Raw genomic sequence first — 18,813 nt, forward strand, 5'->3', positions numbered from 1 at the left:
CTAAGGTTAGGCTTGCCTTCTTACGGAGACATTAGATTAGCCTTGCCTAAGTTTGACCACGACGAGAGGGGGTCGGGTGCGCCCGGCTGAGGACACGGCTGAGCCCGCCGGCGGGCGTCCGCCGGTGACCGTGGAGGGGCCGCGACCACACCGGTCCGGTTCCGCGCCGGCGACCGGGGAGGGCCCGCGACCGCGCCGGTCCGCGTCCGTGCTGGTGACCGGGCTGGTCGTGACCGCGGGGGTGCTGGCGTTGGTGGCGATGGCGAGCGTGGCGCTCGGGGCGCGGTCGGTGCCGTTCTCGACGGTGATCGACGCGCTGCTCGCCCCGGACGGCTCCAGCGACCACGTCGTCATCCGCGAGCTGCGCATCCCGCGCACGCTGCTCGGCATCGGCGTCGGCGCGACGCTGGGCCTGGCGGGGGCGCTCATCCAGAGCCTGACCCGCAACCCGCTGGCCGACCCCGGGCTGCTCGGCATCAACGAGGGCGCCGCGCTCGGCGTCACGCTCGCGCTCGGCCTGTTCGGCCTCTCCGACCCCGCCGTGTACGTCTGGTTCGCCTTCGGCGGCGCCGCGGTGGCCTCCGTCGTCGTCTACGCGCTGGCCGCGGCCGGGCGCTCCGGCGCCGGCCCGGTACGCCTGGCGCTGGCCGGGGTCGCGCTCGGCATGGTGTTCACGGCCGTCGCCTCGGCGATCCTGCGCATGGACGCGCAGACCTTCGACCGGATGCGGTTCTGGCTGACCGGCTCGCTGGCCGGGCAGAACGCGGACACGCTGGTGCGGCTGGCGCCGTTCATGGTGGCGGGGCTGGCGCTCGGGATGACGCTGGCCAGGCCGCTCAACATGCTCTCGCTCGGCGACGACGCCGGGCGCTCGCTGGGCGTCGCGGTCGGCAGGACGCGCGTCCTCACCGGCGTGGCCGTCACGCTGCTGTGCGGGGCCGCGACCGCCGCCGCCGGGCCGCTGTGGTTCGTCGGGCTGGTCGTGCCGCACGCCGTGCGCGCTCTGGTGGGCGGCGACCAGCGGTGGGTGCTGCCGTACTCGGCGCTGGCCGCGCCGGTGCTGCTGCTGGGCGCCGACGTCGTCGGGCGGCTGATCGCGCGTCCGGGCGAGGTGCAGGTGGGCATCGTGTGGGCGGTGATCGGCGCGCCGATCTTCATCCTGCTGGCCCGGCGCAGGCGGGTGGCGGCGCTGTGACCGTACGTCTCGGCCCCTGGTCCGTCCGGCTCGCGCCCCGGGCCCTGCTCGTCTGCGCCGCCCTCGTGGCCATCGGCTGCGTGGTGGGCGTGGCGGCGATCGCCACCGGCGAGTTCACCGTCTCCGTGCCCGACATCCTGGACGCCCTGTTCGGCCAGGGCACCCCGGTCGCCGAGCTGATCGTGAGCAAGTTGCGGGCCCCTCGCGTGGTCACCGGGCTGCTGGTGGGGGCGGCGTTCGGGGCGGGCGGCGCGATCTTCCAGAGCCTGACCAAGAACCCCCTGGGCAGCCCCGACTTCATCGGCTTCACCGCCGGCGCCTCGACGGGCGGCATCCTCGCCGTCGTCGCGGGCGGCTCGGCCATGACGATCGCGGGCGGCGCGCTGGCCGGCTGCGTGGTCACCGCCGTCCTGGTCTACGCGCTGGCCTTCCGGCGCGGCGTGCAGGGCTACCGGCTGGTGCTGGTCGGCATCGGCGCCAACACGCTGCTGCTGGCGGTCAACAACTACCTGCTGACCAGGGCCAACATCAACGACGCGGCCACCGCGGGCGCGTGGCTGACCGGCAGCCTCGGCGGGCGCGGGTGGGACCACGCGATCCCGGTAGCGGTGGCGCTGGCCGTCCTGCTGCCGGTGTGCGCGCTGGTGGCACGGCCGATGCGGATGATCGAGATGGGCGACGACGCGGCCAGGGCCATGGGCGTCAAGGTCGAGGCCGTACGGGCCGCGGCCATCACCGCCGGGGTGCTGCTGACCGGCGTGGCCACCGCGGCGGCCGGGCCCGTCGTCTTCGTCGCGCTGGCCGCGCCGCAGATCGCCCGCCGGCTGACCCGCTCCCCCGGCGTCACCATGGGCGCCTCGGCGCTCATGGGCGCGGTGCTGCTGACCGCCTCCGACCTGGTCGCCCAGCGGCTGCTCGCCCCGACCCAGCTTCCCGTCGGGGTGGTCACCGCCGCCGTCGGCGGCACGTACCTCGCCCTGCTCCTGCGAAAGGACCGTCACTGATGGTTGACCACCGCCTGTCGGGCACCGGCCTCACCCTCGCCTACGACCAGCGCGTCGTGGCCACCGAGCTCAGCGTGGCGATCCCGGACGAGTCCTTCACCGTGATCATCGGCCCGAACGCGTGCGGCAAGTCCACGCTGCTGCGCGCGCTGGCCAGGATGCTCAAGCCCAGGAAGGGCGCCGTGCACCTGGACGGCAGCGTGATCACCGCGCTGCCGTCGAAGGAGGTGGCGCGGCGGCTGGGCCTGCTGCCGCAGAGCTCGATCGTGCCCGACGGGATCAGCGTGGCCGACCTGGTGGCCCGCGGCCGCTACCCGCACCAGCGGCTCATGCGCCAGTGGTCGAGGGCCGACGAGGCGGCCGTGGCCGAGGCCATGCGCGCGACCGACGTCGCCGGGCTGGCCGACCGGATCGTGGACGAGCTGTCCGGCGGGCAGCGGCAGCGGGTGTGGCTGGCCATGGCGCTGGCCCAGGAGACGCCGATCCTGCTGCTGGACGAGCCCACCACGTTCCTGGACATCTCCCATCAGATCGAGGTGCTCGACCTCTGCGCCGACCTGCACGAGGCCGGCCGGACCATGGTCGCCGTGCTGCACGACCTCAACCAGGCGTGCCGGTACGCCACCCACCTGATCGTCATGCGGGCCGGCGAGGTCGTGGCCGAGGGTGTGCCGGCCGAGGTCGTCACGCCCGAGCTGGTCCACCGGGTGTTCGACCTGCGGTGCGAGATCATCCAGGACCCGCAGTCGGGCACGCCGATGATCGTGCCCGAGGCGCGGCGGCGGGTGGCCGCCCCCGCCTGAGCCGGGCCGCCTCAGCTAGACCGGCCGGGCGAGGGCGGCGGCCAGGGCCGTGATGCCCGCGGCGGCGCGCTCGCGGCCGTACTCCTCGCGCAGCACCCCGGCCGCCTCCGCGCCCATCGCGGCCAGCAGGGTGTGGGCGAGCACGTCGGCGTCGGCGCCGGGCCGGGCCTGCGCCAGCAGGATCGCCACGTGACGGTGCCAGAAGCGGTAGGCGCCGATGCGGTAGCGGGCGCCCGGGCTGGCCGTCTCGGACATCCGCACCAGGTCGAGGTGGGCGTAGAGGTAGTCGAGGTAGGCGGCCGTGAAGGCGGTCAGGCGCTCGGCGGCCGGCGCGCCGGGGCCGACGGGCGGCGGTCCGGACAGCACGCGCTGTTGCAGGTCGCGCTCGCGGGCGTCCAGCAACGCCACCGCCAGCCCCGACTTGTCACCGAACCTGCGGAACAGCGTGCCCTTGCCGACGCCCGCCTCGGCGGCGACCGCGTCCATCGACACGGCCTCCACGCCCTTCTCGGCGAACAGCCGCGCGGCGGCCGCGAGCACCTTCTCCCTGTTGCGCGCCGCGTCCGCGCGTTCCCTGACCGGTTTGCCGGTCAGCAGCTCCAGCGGCTCGCTTGACGAACCGGACTGCGGTCCGTTAGTTTCCTGGCCATCCACACATCCGGACTTTAGTCCATTTCGCTTGGAGGCCACAATGACCATCACCCGCGAGGAGCTGCACGCCCGTCTGGGCAGCGTGACCGTGCTCGACACGCTCGGCGGCTCCTACTACGCCCAGCAGCACCTGCCCGGGGCCGTCGCCCTGGTCGAGAGCGAGGTCGCCGAGCGCGCCGCCGAGCTGCTGCCCGACAAGGACGCCACCATCGTCACCTACTGCTCCAACCCCGCCTGCGGCAACAGCAAGGCCGTGGCCAACCGGCTGACCGCGCTCGGCTACACCGACGTGCGCCGGTACGCCGAGGGCATCGAGGACTGGGTCGGGGCGGGCCTGCCGGTCGAGTCGTCCCTGTGACCGTCCTGTAGGGGGCCCTCAGAGAGTGCCGCAGCGGCGCACCGCGAGCAGCGCCAGCGCGCGGGTGACCTCACGCAGCTCGGCCAGCTCGACCTGCTCCCTGGGGGCGTGCGCGAACCGGACGTCTCCGGGGCCGTAGTGCAGGGTCGGGACGCCGCCCGCCGCGTACAGGCGCAGGTCGCTCCCGTACGGCGCGGCGGCCTCGGCCGGGCGGCGGCCCGCGACGTCGGCGACGGCCTCGTTGACCGCGCCGAGCAGCTCGTGCCCGGCGGGCAGCCGGCCACTGGCGAACTGGCCGCCCGGCCAGGTCACCGTGGGCGGGTTGTCCCGCAGCCACGGATGGCCGGTCGAGGCGACGGCCTCCTCGAAGGCCGCCCGCGCCGCGGCGGGGTCCTCCTCCAGCCGCACGCCGAGGCGCCCTTCGGCGACCAGCAGGTCGGGCACGGTGCTCGCCCAGTCGCCGGCCCGCACGGTGCCGACCTCGATGGGGTACGGCATCGGGTTGCCGCCGAAGAGCTCCGGCACGTCCCGGTTGCGTTCGGCCTCCAGGCGCCTGATCGCCTCGAACACCGGCCAGAAGACCTCGATCGCGTTGACGCCCTCGTACCGCGTGGCGCCGTGCGCGGCGCGGCCGGCGACCTCCAGCCGGAAGGTCTGCGCGCCGGCGTTGGCGGTGATGACCGCGCCGCTGGTGGGCTCGGTGATCACCGCGGCCTCCGCCGTGTGCCCCCTGGCCAGCGTGGCGAACGCGCCGAGGCCGCCGTCCTCCTCGCTGATCACGCAGTGCACCGCGAGGGGCCTGGCCAGGCGCACCCCCGCGCGCTTCAGCGCCCGTACGACGGCCAGGTTGGCCACCAGGCCGGCCTTCATGTCGCAGGCGCCCCTGCCGTGCAGCACGTCGCCGGTGATCCGGGCGGCGAACGGGTCGCTGCCCTCCCATTTGGCCAGGTCACCGGTCGGGACGACGTCCACGTGACCCTGGAGGGCCAGCGCCGGCACGCCCTCGCCCTCGGTCACGGCGACGACGCCGTAGCCCTCCTGCCTCGGGGCCTCGGTGCCGGGGAAACCGGCGCGCGCGGTGAGGTCGGCGAGGTCGAGTCTCCAGATGTCCACGTCCAGGCCGGCCTCGGTGAGCAGGCGGGCGAAGCGGTGCTGGAGATCGGACTCGGCGTCGGTCCCCGTGACGCTCGGGACGCGCACCGTCTCGGCCAGCAGGCCGACGGTCTCCGCCTCGTCGATGGCGTCCAGGACCCGGGCTTCCACGTCGCGCATGCAGCACACTTTCTCACGCCGTGAACGCTTTTCACGACATATGGCGATACAGGACGTGCGTAGCTGGAAGAGCTGGATGAGCTGGATCGCGGTGACGCCGTTCGCCGTCTGGGCGGCGGTGCGCCTGAGCGGGTTCGAGCCGGACTGGCCGTGGGTGCCGGTGGTCGCGTTCACGCCGCACGCGGCGGTGGGGGCGGCGCTGGCCCTGGCACTCGCCGGGCTGCTGCGGCGGTGGGCGGCGGGGGCGGTCGCGCTGGTCACGGTGCTGGCGCTGGGCTTGGCGGTGCTGCCCCGCGCACTGCCCGACCCCGCGCCGGCCGGCCGCGGCGCGCCGTTGCGCGTGCTGGCCGCCAACCTGCTGGTGGGCAGGGCCGACGCGACGGACCTGGCGGGGCTGGTCAGGTCGCTGCGGCCGGACGTGCTGACGTTGCAGGAGTTCACGCCCCTCGCCGAGCGGCGGCTGGCGGCTGCGGGGCTGCGCGAGCTGCTGCCGTACGCGGTGACCCGGCCCGTCGAGGGCGCCGGCGGCTCGGCCGTGTACGCCCGCCATCCCCTCGCCGCCGGTGAGCTGATCGAGTCGGGCGGTTTCGGCCAGGCCACGGCCGTGCTGAAGCACCCCGGCGGGGCCCGGGTGGAGATCGTCTCGGTGCATCCGTGCGCCCCCAAGCGGATAGGCAGGCTACCGTGCTGGCTGGCGGGGCTGGACCGCCTGCCGCGCGGCGGCGGACGGCTGCGCGTGCTGGCCGGCGACTTCAACGCCACCCTCGACCACCTTCCGCTCCGCGAGCTGCTGGCCGCCGGATACCGCGACGCGGCCGACGCCATGGGCCGGGGCCTGTCGACGACGTGGGGCGGATGGGGGCCGCTGCCCGGCGTGACGATCGACCACGTGCTGGCTGGCGACCGCATGGCGGTGCGGGACTTCCGGGTGCTCGCGCCGGTCGGCAGCGACCACCGTCCGGTGTACGCCGAGCTCCTGCTCCCGTGACCCTGCTCCCGTGGCCTGCTCTCGTGACCCGGCGCAGGGGAAGGCGGGACCTGGGACGATCGCGGGATTCCGGAGCCGCGGCGGCTCGTAAACTGTGACCCGTGGAAGCGCCCAAGTTCGAGATACAGATGCTGCACGACCGAGTGATGATCCGGCTGGAGCAGGAGGCCGAGGAGCGGCGCAGCGGCTCCGGGATCGTCATCCCCGCGACGGTCAAGATGGCCAACCGGCTGTCGTGGGGCGAGGTCTGCGGCGTCGGCACGAACGTGCGCGCGGTCAAGGTGGGCGACAAGGTGCTGTTCAACCCGGAAGACCAGTTCGAGGTCGAGGTGCACGCGCGGGTCTACCTCGTCATGCGCGAGCGCGACCTGCACGCGGTGGCCACCCAGGAGACCGACCACGGCACGGGCCTGTACCTATGACACGCGGGTCCTGGCGAAGTTGACCCACAGCTCGGCGGCCCACGTGGCGGCGGGCACGTCCGCGAGCACCCGCGTCGTCCGGCCGGTCAGGTCGAGCACCGACAGACGGCGGCCCTTCCCGGCCGTCGTGACGGCGATCAGATGGGTGTCGTCCCACCAGCCGAACAGGGCCGCCGGCTTGACGGCCACGCGCTGGGCGATCCTGCCGGTGGCCAGGTCGACCAGGCACACCTGCTCCTTGAACCGCGAGGGGCACCACGTCGTCAGGCGTTTGCCCGAGGGCGCGTAGGAGTCCTCGGGGCCGGTCGGCAGGCCCACGTCCGCGTACGTGCGCAGCACCGCGCCGTCCGTGGGGCGGTAGACGCGCAGGCCGGTGCCGTACATGCTGACGAGGTTGCCGTCGGGGCTCCACCAGAAGCCGGCCCGCCGGGCGAGGCCCGCGACGCGGACCGTGCTCGCGGTGCCCGCGCGCACGTCCACCACCGTGAAGCCGAGCACCCGCCACGTCCCGCCGCTCTTCTGCTCGACGGTGAGCGCGACCTTCCTGCCGTCCCTGGACCAGGAGGCGTAGGCGGCCGTCATGGGCTTCTTGACGGTACGGATCCGCGCGGTCTTGCCGGTGGCCCGGTCGGTGACGACCACGGAGTCGTAGCCCGCCCGGTACGAGGACGGCACCCCGGCCGTCAGGCGGCCGTCGGGCGAGACCGCCACCTCCGACAGGCCCTTCTGCCGGGTGAAGGCGTCGCCGGTGGCGGCGCGCAGGTACGTGCGGCCGGTACCGAGGCCGTACGCGCTGAGCCGTACCGGGTCTCCCGACTTCTCCTGATATTTCATGCCACCGGTTTCCGGCAACACCAGGTCGGCCCGAGCAGCGGCCGGGGCGAGGAACGTCAGCGACAGCGCGACGGCGAGGTGAGCGAGCACGCCCGCAGAATAGGCAGGGAAAGGCGGCGATTCCGGGAGCGATAACGACCCGGTCTGAAAGCCCCTCCGGAACTAGACGAAACGCTGGGCGATCTCCAGCAGGTCGATGCCGAGCGTCAGCATGCCGAAGTAGACGATCACCGCGGCGGCGGCCACGGTCACCAGCAGCACGAGGATGCGCACCGTCCAGCCCTGCCGCTTGTACCACTGGGTCCAGGCGTGCAGCGTCTGCTTGCCGAACTCCAGCACCCGGTGGGCCCAGTGGAACTCGGTGGCCAGCACCGCCAGCCCGGCGAACACCACGAGCCAGCCGGGCCCGGGGAACGGCACCATGATCAGGCCGCCGACCACCATCACCGCGCCGATGACGCCGACCACGATCTTCAGCGTCAGCGCACCCGCGCGGGTGGACCGTATGCCGTCGAGCCGGCCTCTCAGACCGCTGCGGCGGGCGGGCATGGCGGAGCGTTCGGCGGCCTCGTCCTTCATCACGTCGGCGTCGCCCGTCTCGGAGTTCTGGATCGGCACGTCTCCCCCGTGTCGTCGGCTGCTTTTCAGGATACGGCTCACATCGACAGGAACACTTGCAGACCACTAGCAGTTCACCAAACAGGACGAAGAGTAAAATTTCCCGCCAGAAGGGAGGGGATTCCGGCAACTATCGGTTAATGTCTGCTATGCCCGAGGTCATCCTTCGCACCGTCACCGGCCCGATTCGCGCGGCCGCGGTGAACGGCGCCGTACTCCCCCACGAGCACCTGCGCAACGACATGCGCTGGGCGGTCGGCATCGAGTCCGACCCCCACCGCTGGCTCGACGAGGAGACCACTGTCACCGCGGAGCTCCGCGAGCTGCGCCAGTCCGACGAGCTCAACCTGGTGGTCGAGCTGACCTGTCTCGGCATGGGCCGCGACGCCGCCGCCCTGGCCCGCATCGCGGCGGGCAGCCGGGTGCCGGTCATCGCCTCGACCGGCTTCTTCGCCCAGCCGTTCAGCGACGTCGGCGACGAGGACGTCGAGCAGCTCACCCGGCGCCTGATGACCGAGATCTCCAGCGGCGTGGACGGCACCGGCGTCTTCCCCGGCGTGATCGGCGAGGTCGGCAGCTGGGGCCCCGAGCCCACCGCCCGCGAGGAGCGCTGCCTGCGCGCCGCCGCCCGCGCCTCCCGGCAGTCGCGCCTGCCCGTCGCCACCCACGGCCAGAACGCCCCGGCGCTGCTGGAGATCCTGCTCGGCGAGAACCTGCCCGGCTCCCGCGTGGCCGCCGGCTACTCCGGTGACCTGGGCGGCGCACGCAAGATCGCCGAGGCGGGCGCGTACGTCAGCCTCAGCGTCCTGACGCTCGGCCCCGACCAGGCGGCCAGGATCGCGCTCGGCCTCATCGAGGACGGCCACGCCGACCGCCTGCTCCTCAGCACCGGGCTGAGCCGCGTGGCCCAGGTCCAGCGCTACGGCGGCTGCGGCTACGCCCACCTGTTCCACAGCCTGCTCCCCCGCCTGCGCGAGGCCGGCACCGGCGAGGACGTCATCCGCCAGATCACCCACGACAACCCCCTGCGCTGGCTGACCGACGGCATGCGCTGACCCGGCCGACCGACGGGATGCGCTGACCCCGGCCTGCCCTCCTGCGCAGGCCGGCCGACGGGAGGTGCCGCCCCTGGTCGGCATGCGCTCCCCCCGTCGAGCAGCATGCGCACGCCCGGGGCTCTGATCCGGGTCCTCCCGTCAAGATCGTCTCGGGGCGGGCGGTGATCGGACCGTGCCGCCCAGAACTCGCTAGGATCAGGGGCGACACGAGCCTGGCCGGGTGGGGGATGGTGAGCGAGCACACGCAACGCGGCGGGCGCCTGCGCAGGCCGTTCGCGGCGCTGTCGCGCCTGAGCCGGGTGGGTGACATCCCGGTCGTGGTCATGCTGGCCTGGGCCGGGTGGCTGGCCGTCCCGTGGTCGTTCAACGGTCTCGCGCAGGCCAGGGCCGCGGCAGCGGCGGCCGCCGCCGACACCGAGCCCCCGCCCTCGTCCCACGCCTCCGACACCGCCCCACCGCCGTCAGGGCTCGCCTCCCACAGCACGCCACCGTCCGCGCTCGCCTCCCGAACCGGGCGCCCGTCGGCGCTCGCCTCGCACAGCACGCCACCGTCCGCGTTCGGCCCGGCCGCGCCCGTTGCCGAGGGCGGGGCGCTGTGCGGCCTGGTGGCCGGGGGTGCGGCTCCGGGGCTCGGGGCCTGGCCGGCGGGTGCGGCCTGGGGGATCCCGGCGCCCGCGGTCGCCCACCCCGCCGCCACCGTTCGTCCCGCCCGCCCCGTCGCCACCGCCGACGCCCTCGCGACCGCCGCCCCGCACACGGCGGAGGCCGTGCTCGGGTGGCCGGAGGTGTCCCTCGGTGGGGGCGAGCTGGTGGCGGCCGAGCGGGCACGGATCGCCGGGGAGGTGCACGACGCCGCCGGTCACGGCCTCGCCGCCATCGCCATGCAGGCCGGGCTCGCGCTCGTCGCCCTCGACGACGACCCCGAGCAGGCACGGGCCTCGCTCCGGGCGATCAGGGAGACCAGCACCACCGCCCTGGCCCAACTGCGCGCCGCGCTCGACGGCATCGACCCGCCGGCCGCCGACCTGCCCGGTCTCATCGCGGGCGTACGCGCCGCGGGCCTGCCGGTCGACGTCGAGCCCGCCGATCCCGCCGTGCCCGTCCATCTCAGGGGCGCCGTCTACCGGGTGGTCCGCGAGTCCCTCACGAACGTGCTCCGGCACGCCGGCCCGACCAGGGCGTCGGTGCGCCTGGCGGACGGCCCGTGCGCGTTCGTCCTGGAGGTGGCCGACCGCGGCGCGGGCTGGAACGGCTCCGCCGAGGGCCGCGGGCTGGCCGGGATGCGCGCCCACGTCACCGAGGCGGGCGGCCGGCTCACCGCCGGGCCCCGCGAGGGCGGCGGCTTCCAGGTGACCGCCCGCTTCCCCCGGTGCGAGGCATGACCACCCCCGGCCCCCACCACCCGGGCCCGGACGGGCGCGCCCCCACAGACCTGGCGGGGAACGACGCCGGGGGCCGGGCGATCAGGGTGGCGATCGCCGACGATCAGGCCGTCGTGCGGATGGGGCTGCGGGCGCTGCTGGAGCGGGAGCCCGGGATGGAGTGCGTGGGCGAGGCGGCCGACGGCGCGGCGGCGCTCGACCTGATCCGCCGCACCCGTCCCGACGTGCTGCTGCTCGACATCCGCATGCCCGGCACCGACGGCCTGTCCGCGTTGCGCGCCGTGGCCGCCGATCCGACGCTGGCCGGCACCCGGATCGTCGTGGTGACCACGTTCGCCGTCGACGAGTACGTCTTCGCCGCCCTCCAGGCCGGGGCGAGCGGCTTCGTGCTGAAGGACAGCGCGCCCGACGAGCTGGTCAACGCCGTGCGTGTGGTGGCGGCGGGCGAGGCGCTGCTGTCGCCGTCCATCACCAGGAAGGTCATCGGCCTGTTCGGCCGCGGCGGCGCCGAGCCCGTCGAGGGCCTGGGCACGCTCACGCCGCGCGAGCGTGAGCTGGTGGCGTGGGTGGCGACGGGCCGGTCCAACGACGAGATCGCCAGAGAGCTGGTGATCAGCCCCGACACCGTGCGCACGCACGTCAGCCGGGCCATGGTCAAGCTGCGCGCCCGCGACCGGGCCCAGCTCGTGGTGTTCGCCATGCGGGCCGGGCTCGCGCCGCCGGTCTGAGCCGGGCTCGCGGCCTACCTGAGGAAGCCTTCGTAGTTGCGCTGCTGGAGCTGGGCCTCGATCTGCTTGACCGTGTCCAGCCCGACGCCGACCATGATGAGCACGCTGGTCCCGCCGAACGGGAAGTTCTGCTGCGTGCCGGGGTCGCGCAGGATCGCGAACGCCACCAGCGGCAGCAGCGCCAGCACGCCGAGGTAGAAGGCTCCGGGCGCGGTCAGCCGCGACAACACGTACGCCAGGTAGCGGGCCGTCGGCGCGCCCGGCCGGATCCCCGGCACGAACCCCCCGAACCGCCGCATGTTGTCGGCCACCTCGACGGGATTGAAGGTGATCGCGACGTAGAAGTAGGCGAAGGAGACGATCAGCAGCACGTACACGCTCATGTAGAGCGGATGGGTGCCGGCGGTCAGGTTGCGCGAGACCCAGGCGCCCGCCTCCGCGCCGAGCAGCGGCGCGGCCAGCGTCGGCACGTAGAGCAGCGACGAGGTGAAGATCACCGGTACGATCCCCGCCTGGTTGACCTTGAGCGGGATGTACGTGCTGCTCCCCCCGTACATGCGCCGCCCCACCATGCGCTTGGCGTACTGGACGGGCACCCGCCGCTGGGCCTGCTCGACGAACACCACCGCCGCCACCAGGCACAGCCCGGCCGCCAGCATCACCGCGAACCCGAACGGCGTGAGCACGAAGATCTTCGCCATGTACCCCGGGAACACCGCCACGACCTGCGTGAACATCAGGATCGACATGCCGTTCCCGATCCCCCGGTCGGTGATCAGCTCGCCCATCCACATGACCACGCAGGTGCCCGCGACCATCGTCACCACGATCACCGACACCGCGAGCAGCCCCTGGTCGCGCAGCAGCGGACGGGCGCAGCCGGGCAGCAGGTTCCCCGACCGGGCCAGGGTGACGACGGTGGTGGCGTTCAGGACGGCCAGGCCGACGGTCAGGTAACGGGTGTACTGGGTGATCCGCGCCTGCCCGTTGGACCCCTCCTTCCTGAGGGCGTCGAGCCGCGGCACCACGACGGCGGACAGCTGCAGGATGATGCTGGCCGTGATGTAGGGCATGACGCCCAGCGCGAACACCGACAGCTGGAGCATCGCGCCGCCGCTGAGCATCTGCATCATGTCGAAGACGCCGCCGCTCGCCGAGCCCACGCACTGCCGCACGGCCACGACGTCCACGCCGGGCGCGGGCATGATCTGGCCGAGGCGGAACAGCACGATCAGCCCCAACGTGAACAGCAGTTTCCTGCGCAGCTCCGGCACCCGGAACGCTCTGGCGAAGACGGTCAGCATGAGCAGGAAGTCTGTCCGCGGGCGCGCCTCACGTCGTCCGCCCAGGCGAGGCACCCGTGTACGCAGATCCGCGTAGGTTGGGCGCATGACGACCGTGTGGGTGATCAGCGGGCCGCCGGGGGCGGGCAAGTCCACGGTGGCGGCCGAGCTGCTGGCCCGCCTGTCGCCGGTGCCCGCCCTGCTCGACAAGGACACCGTCTACGGCGACCTCGCCGCGGAGGTCCTGCGGGCCCACGGCCGCGACCAGGGCGAGCGCGAGGGCCCCTGGTACGACCGGCACGTCAAGCAGCACGAGTACACCGGCCTGACCAGGATCGCCGCGCAGATCCGCGGCCACGGCTGCCCGGTGCTGCTCGACGGCCCGTTCACCACGCAGGTGCACGACGCGGCGCGGTGGGCGCGGTGGGTGGCGGAGCTGGGCGGCCCGCCCGTGCGCCTGCTGTGGGTGCGTTCTGACGGGCCGACGCTGCGCGCCCGGCTGGAGGCGCGCGGCCTGGCCAGGGACGCCGGCAAGCTGGCGGCATTCGCCGACTACCTGAGGAACATCCGGGTGGACGAGCCGCCCGTCGTGCCGCACCTGGAGATCGACAACCGGCGAGGCGCGCCGCCGGTCGGCGGCCAGCTCACGGCGGCGGGTACACCGCCGCGAACACGGCCGGCAGCCGGGGGACGAGCCGGGTGAACCGCCCCTCCTCGTAGGAGGCGCCCGGCTCGTTGCTGAGCTGCTGGGAGACGGGCCCGGCGATCAGGCTCGCGGCCAGGGCGAGCCCCTCCTCGCCCGCGGCGTCGGGATGCAGCTCACCGCGCTCGACGGCGGCCCTGATCAGCTCGGCGAAGTGCTCGTGGACGGCCAGCGCGGGCGCGTACGCCTCGGGCGAGGGCGCGAACCCCGGCACCGGCCGCCAGAACATCAGCTGGGCCAGCACCTGGTTCTCCATGATCCACCGCGCTCCGGCCTCCAGGGACGGCCCCATGGCCACCAGCCCCGGCTCATACGGCTCGGCCCCCCGCCGTACGGCCTCCAGGTAGCCCTCCTGCCCGCGCCTGAACAGGGCGTCGTAGACCGCGTGCCGGGACGGGAAGTACTTGTACAGCGACGGCGGCTGGATGCCGAGCCGCCTGGCCACGGTCGCCAGGCTCAGCCCCGCGACGCCCTCCTCCGCCATCACGTCGAGGGCGATGCCGAGGATCTCGGCCTGCGTCTCGGCTCGCCGTCGTGCTCGCCGGTCGGGAATGTCAGCCACATGAATTAGCTTAAGCTATAGGTAGTAGCCAAAGCTATTGGGGGTGTGGCCCGTGTCGCGCGACATCGAACTGATCGGCCTGCGGCAGAACAATCTCAAGGACGTCTCGCTGCGGCTGCCCAAGGAGCGGCTGACGGTGTTCACCGGCGTGTCGGGGTCCGGAAAGTCCTCGATCGTGTTCGGCACCATCGCCACGGAGTCGCAGCGGCAGCTCAACGAGACCTTCAGCGCGTTCGTCAGGAACCGGCTACCCAAGCACGAGCGCCCGCGCGCCGAGCGCATGTCCGGCCTGACCGCCGCCGTGATCGTGGACCAGAAACCGGTCGGCGGCGGCGCCCGCTCGACCGTGGGCACGATGACCGAGGTGCACGCGATCCTGCGGGTGCTGTTCTCGCGGCGCGGCGAGCCGTCTGCGGGGCCCGCGACGGCGTACTCGTTCAACGACCCGCAGGGCATGTGCCCGGTCTGCGACGGCCTGGGGAAGAAGGTGGAGGCCGACCTCGGCAAGCTGCTCGACGAGGACCTGTCGCTGGAGGAGGGCGCGATCCGGATGGCCCCGCCGGGTTCGTACGTGTGGCAGCTCTACGCCAGGTCCGGGCTGTTCGACCCCGGCAAGCCGCTGCGCGCCTTCACGCCGCAGGAGCGCGACCTGCTGCTGTACGGCGGCGGCTTCAAGGTCAGCCGGGGCGAGTACACCAACACCTACGAGGGGCTGGTCACCCGGTTCGAACGTGTCTACCTCAAGCGCGACCTCGACCAGCTCGACAAGGCCGCGGCGCCGTACGTGCGGCAGGCGACGTGCCCGGAGTGCGGCGGCCGGCGGCTCAACGCGGCCGCGCTGGCCTCGCGCATCGACGGCCTGTCCATCGCCGACCACTGCGCGATGGAGGTGACCGACCTCATCGGCGTGCTGGAGGGCCTGGGCGACCCGGTGGCGGAGGCGGCGGTGGAGTCGCTGCGCCGGATCGACGCCATCGGCCTCGGCTACCTCAGCCTCGACCGCGGGACGCCGACGTTGTCGGGCGGCGAGGCGCAGCGGCTCAAGACCGTGCGGAACCTGGGCAGCAGCCTCACCGGCATGACGTACATCTTCGACGAGCCCAGCGTGGGGCTGCACCCGCGCGACGTCCACCGGCTCGGCGACCTGCTGGTCGAGCTGCGCGACAAGGGCAACACGGTGCTGGTCGTCGAGCACGACCGCGACCTGATCGAGCTGGCCGACCACGTGGTGGACATGGGGCCGGGCGCGGGCACGCGGGGCGGCCGGGTCGTGTTCGAGGGCTCGGTGGCGGAGCTGACGTCCGGCGGCTCGCTGACCGGCCGCATGCTGCGGCGGGTCACCGGGCTCAAGGACGCCGTGCGCGCCCCGGCCGGCTGGCTGACCGTCGAGAGCGCGAACGCCCACAACCTCAAGGACGTCACCGTACGCGTGCCGCTCGGCGTGCTCACCGCGGTCACCGGCGTGGCCGGGTCGGGCAAGAGCACGCTGATGCGCCAGGAGCTGGTCGCCCGGCATCCGCACGTCGTGCTCATCGACCAGTCGGCCATCGGCGGCTCGCCGCGTTCGACCCCGGCGACCTACCTCGACGCCATGGACCCGCTGCGCAGGCTGTTCGCCGGGGCGAACGGGGTGCGGCCGGGCCTGTTCAGCTTCAACTCGACGGGGGCGTGCCCGGTGTGCAAGGGGCGCGGCGAGATCAGGACGGACCTGGCGTTCATGGACCCGGTGACCCGGGTGTGCGACGCCTGCGGGGGCAGCCGGTACAGTCCGGAGGCACTGTCGTACACGGTGGAGGGCCGCACGATCGCGGACGTGCTGGCGATGACGGCCGAGGAGGCCGCGGGCCTGTTCGACCTGCCCGGCATCGGCGGGCTCGGCGCGCTGGGGCTCGGCTACCTGACCCTCGGGCAGCCGCTCAGCACGCTGTCCGGCGGGGAGCGGCAGCGGCTCAAGCTGGCGCACCGGATGCGCGAGCCCGGCCAGGTGTACGTCTTCGACGAGCCGACGACCGGGCTGCACATGGCCGACGTGGACACGCTGCTGGCCCTGCTCGACCGGCTGGTGGACGGCGGCGACACGGTCATCGTCGTCGAGCACGACCTCGACGTGGTCAAGCACGCCGACTGGGTCATCGACCTCGGCCCCGAGGCGGGCCGGCACGGCGGCGAGGTGATCTTCGAAGGCACCCCGGCCGAACTGACCGAAGCATCCACCTATACCGCGAAATATCTGGTCAAGTCACTCGATAGTCGTCGTCCCGGACGTCCAGCACCGCCATGTGACCCGGCAGATGACCGATCGCGTACTCCACGCCGCTCGCCATGACCGCCGCCTGCGGCGTCACCCCGCAGGCCCAGAACAGCGGCACGTCACCCGGCCGCAGCTCCACCGGGTCACCGAAATCGGGACGCCCCAGGTCGAGCACCCCGATCGCGGCCGGGTCGCCCACCTGCACCGGCGCGCCGTGCACCCGCGGGTACCTGCCGCTCACCTCGACGGCCCGCCGCACCAGCTCCTCCGGAACCGGCCGCATCGAGACGACCAGCGGCCCCGACAGCGAGGCGGTGGACTCGCACGGCACGTTCGTGCGGTACATCGGCACGTTCCTGCCCTGCTCCAGGTGCCGTACCGGGACGCCGGCGGCCAGCAGCGCCGCCTCGAAGGTGAAGCTGCAGCCGATGAGGAACGGCACGAGGTCGGCCCGCCACTGCTCGGTCACCTCGTCCAGGTCGGCCACGGGCTCGCCGTCGCGGTAGAGGCGGTAGCCGGGCAGGTCGGTGCGCAGGTCGCCGCGGAACAGGGAGGTCGACCAGGCGCCCGGCTCGCCCACGTCCAGCACGGGGCAGGCCTTGGGGTTGCGGTGGGCGAACAGCAGCAGCTCGTACCGCAGCGCGGCGGGCACGGCGATCAGGTTGGCCTGCGTCCAGCCGCGGCACCAGCCCGCGGTGGGCACCCGTTCGCCGACGCGGAAGCGGGCCCGCGCCTGCGCGGGGGTCAAGGTGGCGACGTCCACCTCTCGACACTATGGCGACCGGCCCGCACGGTCCACAATCGCACCTCACCACGACGCCCGCCGCACGGGGTGCACAGCGCGGCTATCGCGGTGATTTCCGGGTAGCGGGCCGGTTGTGCGATTAGACGTCAACCTCCTCGACTACCTGCTCATCGCGGTCTACTTCGCCACCGTGCTCGCCATCGGGTTCGCCGCCCGCCGCCGGATCAGCTCCAGCCTCGACTTCTTCCTCGCGGGCCGCGGACTGCCCGCCTGGATCACCGGGCTGGCGTTCGTGTCGGCCAACCTGGGCGCGATCGAGATCCTCGGCATGGCGGCCAACGGCGCCCAGTACGGCGCGATGACCGTGCACTACTACTGGATCGGCGCCGTCCCGGCGATGGTGTTCCTCGGCATCGTGATGATGCCCTTCTACTACCGCTCGAAGGTGCGCAGCGTCCCGGAGTTCCTGCGCAGGCGCTTCAACGGCGCCACCCAGCTGCTGAACGCCCTCATGTTCGCGGTCGCGCAGATCCTCATCGCCGGGGTGAACCTGTACGCGCTCGCCCTGGTCATGGAGGCCCTGCTGGGCTGGCCGCTGCCGGTGTCGGTGGTGGTCTCGGCGCTGATCGTGCTCTCTTACATCACGCTCGGCGGCCTGTCCTCGGCCATCTACAACGAGGTGCTGCAGTTCTTCGTGATCCTCGCCGGGCTGATCCCGCTGACCGTGCTCGGGCTGGCCAGGGTCGGCGGCGTGGCCGGGCTGTTCGACAAGGTACGGCAGAGCGCGCTCGGCGAGGGCGGCCTGCACACCTGGGCCGGGACCGCCGGCTCCAACCCGATGCAGGCCCACTGGATCGGGATCGTCTTCGGGCTGGGGTTCGTGCTCTCCTTCGGCTACTGGACGACGAACTTCGCCGAGGTGCAGCGCGCCCTGTCGGCCAGGAACACCAACGCGGCCCGGATGACGCCGATCATCGCGGCCTTCCCCAAGCTGCTGATCCCGCTGGTCACGGTGCTGCCGGGGATGATCGCGCTGGTGCTCTTCGGCGACCTGGGCAAGGGCCGGGACTACAACGACGCGATCCCGCTGCTCATGCGCGACCTGCTGCCGAACGGCGTGCTCGGCGTCGCGGTGACCGGGCTGCTGGCCTCGTTCATGGCGGGGATGGCGGCCAACATCAGCGGGTTCAACACGGTGTTCACCAACGACATCTGGCAGGCGCACGTACGGCCCGACCGGCCGGACGGCTACTACCTGAAGGTCGGACGCATCGCCACCGTCGCCGGTGTGGCGCTCGGCGTGGGGACGGCGTTCATCGCGGCCGGCTACTCCAACATCATGAACTACCTGCAGGCGTTGTTCAGCTTCTTCAACGCGCCGCTGTTCGCGACGTTCGTCGTCGGGCTGTTCTGGCGGCGGATGACGCCGTGGGCCGGGTTCTGGGGGCTGCTGGCGGGCACGCTGAGCGCCTTCGCGTCGTACTTCGCCTACAAGGCCGGCGTGGTGGACTTCGGCACCGAGCTGAACGCCAGCTTCTGGGGCGCGGGCGTCGCCTTCGCCGTGGACGTGCTGGTGTCGGTGATCGTCACGCTGGTCACCACGCCCAAGCCGGAGCAGGAACTGCGCGGCCTGGTCCACGGCCTGAGCGCCGCGGACCTGGAGGACGACGCCCTGGCCGGCGACAAACGCTGGTACCGCTCGCCGGTGCTGCTCGGCACCGGCGCCGTGATCCTGGCCGCCCTGTTGTACGGAGTGATCCTGTGAGCGACATCCGGATGGTGATCGGCGGGCTGTTCCTGCTGTACGGCGTGATCCTCGTCGTGGCCGGCCTGCTGGGGGACGCGGTGAACCTGTGGACGGGCCTGCCGATGGCCGTCTTCGGCGCCGCCTTCGTCCTGTGGGCCCGCCTCCGCCCCCTCAAGCCCTAGCCGCACCGCCCTCGACCCGCCCCACAG

20 protein-coding genes are annotated in these 18,813 nt (G+C 73.1%); 13 read left to right on the forward strand and 7 right to left on the reverse strand.

Annotation, left to right across the window (positions count from 1 at the left end; all coding sequences use genetic code 11):
* Window positions 1–76 precede the first annotated feature (76 nt).
* Genes ABZ444_RS11265 through ABZ444_RS11275 form a run of 3 tightly spaced genes read left to right on the forward strand, consistent with a single transcriptional unit; the run spans window position 77 to window position 3,002 of the window.
* Window positions 77–1,195 carry an iron chelate uptake ABC transporter family permease subunit gene (locus tag ABZ444_RS11265; RefSeq protein ID WP_357994818.1) on the forward strand — a complete coding sequence of 373 codons (1,119 nt, stop codon included), beginning with the start codon at window positions 77–79 and terminating at the stop codon, window positions 1,193–1,195.
* On the forward strand, window positions 1,192–2,199 hold the full coding sequence (locus tag ABZ444_RS11270) for an iron chelate uptake ABC transporter family permease subunit (RefSeq protein WP_357994819.1): 1,008 nt from the start codon (window positions 1,192–1,194) through the stop codon (window positions 2,197–2,199). Before ABZ444_RS11265 ends, ABZ444_RS11270 begins: the two co-directional genes overlap by 4 nt.
* The gene (locus tag ABZ444_RS11275; RefSeq protein WP_357987022.1) at window positions 2,199–3,002 is read left to right on the forward strand and encodes an ABC transporter ATP-binding protein; all 804 of its coding nucleotides are present in this window, start codon (window positions 2,199–2,201) and stop codon (window positions 3,000–3,002) included. Before ABZ444_RS11270 ends, ABZ444_RS11275 begins: the two co-directional genes overlap by 1 nt.
* A gap of 15 nt (window positions 3,003–3,017) precedes the next feature.
* Here ABZ444_RS11275 and ABZ444_RS11280 read toward each other — a convergent pair whose 3' ends face one another.
* Window positions 3,018–3,656 carry a helix-turn-helix domain-containing protein gene (locus ABZ444_RS11280; protein WP_357994820.1) on the reverse strand — a complete coding sequence of 213 codons (639 nt, stop codon included), beginning with the start codon at window positions 3,654–3,656 and terminating at the stop codon, window positions 3,018–3,020.
* 37 nt (window positions 3,657–3,693) lie between these two features.
* On the opposite strand from ABZ444_RS11280, the gene ABZ444_RS11285 reads away from it, so the two are divergent.
* Window positions 3,694–4,011 carry a rhodanese-like domain-containing protein gene (locus ABZ444_RS11285; protein WP_357994821.1) on the forward strand — a complete coding sequence of 106 codons (318 nt, stop codon included), beginning with the start codon at window positions 3,694–3,696 and terminating at the stop codon, window positions 4,009–4,011.
* Between the two features lie 18 nt (window positions 4,012–4,029).
* Here the strand turns inward: ABZ444_RS11285 and ABZ444_RS11290 are convergent, their stop codons facing one another.
* A complete protein-coding gene (locus ABZ444_RS11290) occupies window positions 4,030–5,283 on the reverse strand; it encodes an ArgE/DapE family deacylase (RefSeq protein WP_357994822.1) in 1,254 nt (417 codons plus the stop codon).
* A 55-nt stretch (window positions 5,284–5,338) separates the two neighbouring features.
* On the opposite strand from ABZ444_RS11290, the gene ABZ444_RS11295 reads away from it, so the two are divergent.
* Complete coding sequence (locus tag ABZ444_RS11295) at window positions 5,339–6,271, forward strand: endonuclease/exonuclease/phosphatase family protein (protein WP_357994823.1); 933 nt, start codon at window positions 5,339–5,341, stop codon at window positions 6,269–6,271.
* Between the two features lie 101 nt (window positions 6,272–6,372).
* On the forward strand, window positions 6,373–6,693 hold the full coding sequence (locus ABZ444_RS11300) for a co-chaperone GroES (protein ID WP_357700902.1): 321 nt from the start codon (window positions 6,373–6,375) through the stop codon (window positions 6,691–6,693).
* On the opposite strand, the gene ABZ444_RS11305 is transcribed toward ABZ444_RS11300, so the two are convergent.
* Complete coding sequence (locus ABZ444_RS11305; RefSeq protein WP_357994824.1) at window positions 6,688–7,617, reverse strand: hypothetical protein; 930 nt, start codon at window positions 7,615–7,617, stop codon at window positions 6,688–6,690. The genes ABZ444_RS11300 and ABZ444_RS11305 overlap by 6 nt on opposite strands.
* Before the next feature lie 72 nt (window positions 7,618–7,689).
* Window positions 7,690–8,145: a TIGR02611 family protein gene (locus ABZ444_RS11310; protein WP_357994825.1), complete on the reverse strand. Its 456-nt coding sequence runs from the start codon at window positions 8,143–8,145 to the stop codon at window positions 7,690–7,692.
* Window positions 8,146–8,294: 149 nt separating this feature from the next.
* On the opposite strand from ABZ444_RS11310, the gene ABZ444_RS11315 reads away from it, so the two are divergent.
* The 3 genes from ABZ444_RS11315 to ABZ444_RS11325 all read left to right on the forward strand — a co-directional run bounded on the left by ABZ444_RS11315 (window position 8,295) and on the right by ABZ444_RS11325 (window position 11,313).
* Entirely contained in the window at window positions 8,295–9,200 is a 906-nt protein-coding gene (locus ABZ444_RS11315; protein ID WP_357994826.1) for an aryldialkylphosphatase, read from the forward strand.
* Between the two features lie 230 nt (window positions 9,201–9,430).
* Window positions 9,431–10,585 (forward strand): sensor histidine kinase, encoded by a 1,155-nt coding sequence (locus ABZ444_RS11320; RefSeq protein ID WP_357994827.1) that lies wholly within the window; start codon window positions 9,431–9,433, stop codon window positions 10,583–10,585.
* The gene (locus ABZ444_RS11325) at window positions 10,582–11,313 is read left to right on the forward strand and encodes a response regulator transcription factor (RefSeq protein WP_357994828.1); all 732 of its coding nucleotides are present in this window, start codon (window positions 10,582–10,584) and stop codon (window positions 11,311–11,313) included. The genes ABZ444_RS11320 and ABZ444_RS11325 overlap by 4 nt, the downstream gene beginning before the upstream one ends.
* 14 nt (window positions 11,314–11,327) lie before the next feature.
* On the opposite strand, the gene secY is transcribed toward ABZ444_RS11325, so the two are convergent.
* On the reverse strand, window positions 11,328–12,617 hold the full coding sequence (gene secY / locus ABZ444_RS11330) for a preprotein translocase subunit SecY (protein ID WP_357994829.1): 1,290 nt from the start codon (window positions 12,615–12,617) through the stop codon (window positions 11,328–11,330).
* An 85-nt stretch (window positions 12,618–12,702) separates the two neighbouring features.
* Here secY and ABZ444_RS11335 point away from each other — a divergent pair, with 85 nt between their 5' ends.
* The gene (locus ABZ444_RS11335; protein WP_357994830.1) at window positions 12,703–13,299 is read left to right on the forward strand and encodes an ATP-binding protein; all 597 of its coding nucleotides are present in this window, start codon (window positions 12,703–12,705) and stop codon (window positions 13,297–13,299) included.
* On the opposite strand, the gene ABZ444_RS11340 is transcribed toward ABZ444_RS11335, so the two are convergent.
* A complete protein-coding gene (locus ABZ444_RS11340; RefSeq protein ID WP_357994831.1) occupies window positions 13,241–13,861 on the reverse strand; it encodes a TetR/AcrR family transcriptional regulator in 621 nt (206 codons plus the stop codon). The two genes, ABZ444_RS11335 and ABZ444_RS11340, sit on opposite strands and share 59 nt — an antisense overlap.
* A 52-nt stretch (window positions 13,862–13,913) precedes the next feature.
* Between ABZ444_RS11340 and ABZ444_RS11345 the strand changes: the two genes are divergently transcribed.
* On the forward strand, window positions 13,914–16,187 hold the full coding sequence (locus ABZ444_RS11345) for an excinuclease ABC subunit UvrA (RefSeq protein WP_357994832.1): 2,274 nt from the start codon (window positions 13,914–13,916) through the stop codon (window positions 16,185–16,187).
* On the opposite strand, the gene ABZ444_RS11350 is transcribed toward ABZ444_RS11345, so the two are convergent.
* On the reverse strand, window positions 16,096–16,875 hold the full coding sequence (locus tag ABZ444_RS11350) for a putative hydro-lyase (protein ID WP_357994833.1): 780 nt from the start codon (window positions 16,873–16,875) through the stop codon (window positions 16,096–16,098). The two genes, ABZ444_RS11345 and ABZ444_RS11350, sit on opposite strands and share 92 nt — an antisense overlap.
* 115 nt (window positions 16,876–16,990) lie before the next feature.
* On the opposite strand from ABZ444_RS11350, the gene ABZ444_RS11355 reads away from it, so the two are divergent.
* Window positions 16,991–18,622, forward strand: coding sequence for a sodium:solute symporter family protein (locus ABZ444_RS11355; protein ID WP_357994834.1), 1,632 nt, complete (start codon window positions 16,991–16,993; stop codon window positions 18,620–18,622).
* On the forward strand, window positions 18,619–18,786 hold the full coding sequence (locus ABZ444_RS11360) for a hypothetical protein (protein WP_352353608.1): 168 nt from the start codon (window positions 18,619–18,621) through the stop codon (window positions 18,784–18,786). The genes ABZ444_RS11355 and ABZ444_RS11360 overlap by 4 nt, the downstream gene beginning before the upstream one ends.
* Window positions 18,787–18,813: the final 27 nt, after the last annotated feature.

The organism is Nonomuraea sp. NPDC005730 (assembly GCF_040630865.1).
GTDB lineage: Bacteria > Actinomycetota > Actinomycetes > Streptosporangiales > Streptosporangiaceae > Nonomuraea.

Bases quoted from the DNA above. Each gene is read 5' to 3' on its own strand.
- ABZ444_RS11275 (WP_357987022.1), top strand. From the start codon at position 2,199: ATGGTTGACCACCGCCTGTCGGGCACCGGCCTCACCCTCGCCTACGAC.
- ABZ444_RS11285 (WP_357994821.1), top strand. From the start codon at position 3,694: ATGACCATCACCCGCGAGGAGCTGCACGCCCGTCTGGGCAGCGTGACC.
- ABZ444_RS11290 (WP_357994822.1), bottom strand. From the start codon at position 5,283: ATGCGCGACGTGGAAGCCCGGGTCCTGGACGCCATCGACGAGGCGGAG.
- ABZ444_RS11315 (WP_357994826.1), top strand. From the start codon at position 8,295: ATGCCCGAGGTCATCCTTCGCACCGTCACCGGCCCGATTCGCGCGGCC.
- ABZ444_RS11320 (WP_357994827.1), top strand. From the start codon at position 9,431: ATGGTGAGCGAGCACACGCAACGCGGCGGGCGCCTGCGCAGGCCGTTC.
- ABZ444_RS11325 (WP_357994828.1), top strand. From the start codon at position 10,582: ATGACCACCCCCGGCCCCCACCACCCGGGCCCGGACGGGCGCGCCCCC.
- secY (WP_357994829.1), bottom strand. From the start codon at position 12,617: ATGCTGACCGTCTTCGCCAGAGCGTTCCGGGTGCCGGAGCTGCGCAGG.
- ABZ444_RS11335 (WP_357994830.1), top strand. From the start codon at position 12,703: ATGACGACCGTGTGGGTGATCAGCGGGCCGCCGGGGGCGGGCAAGTCC.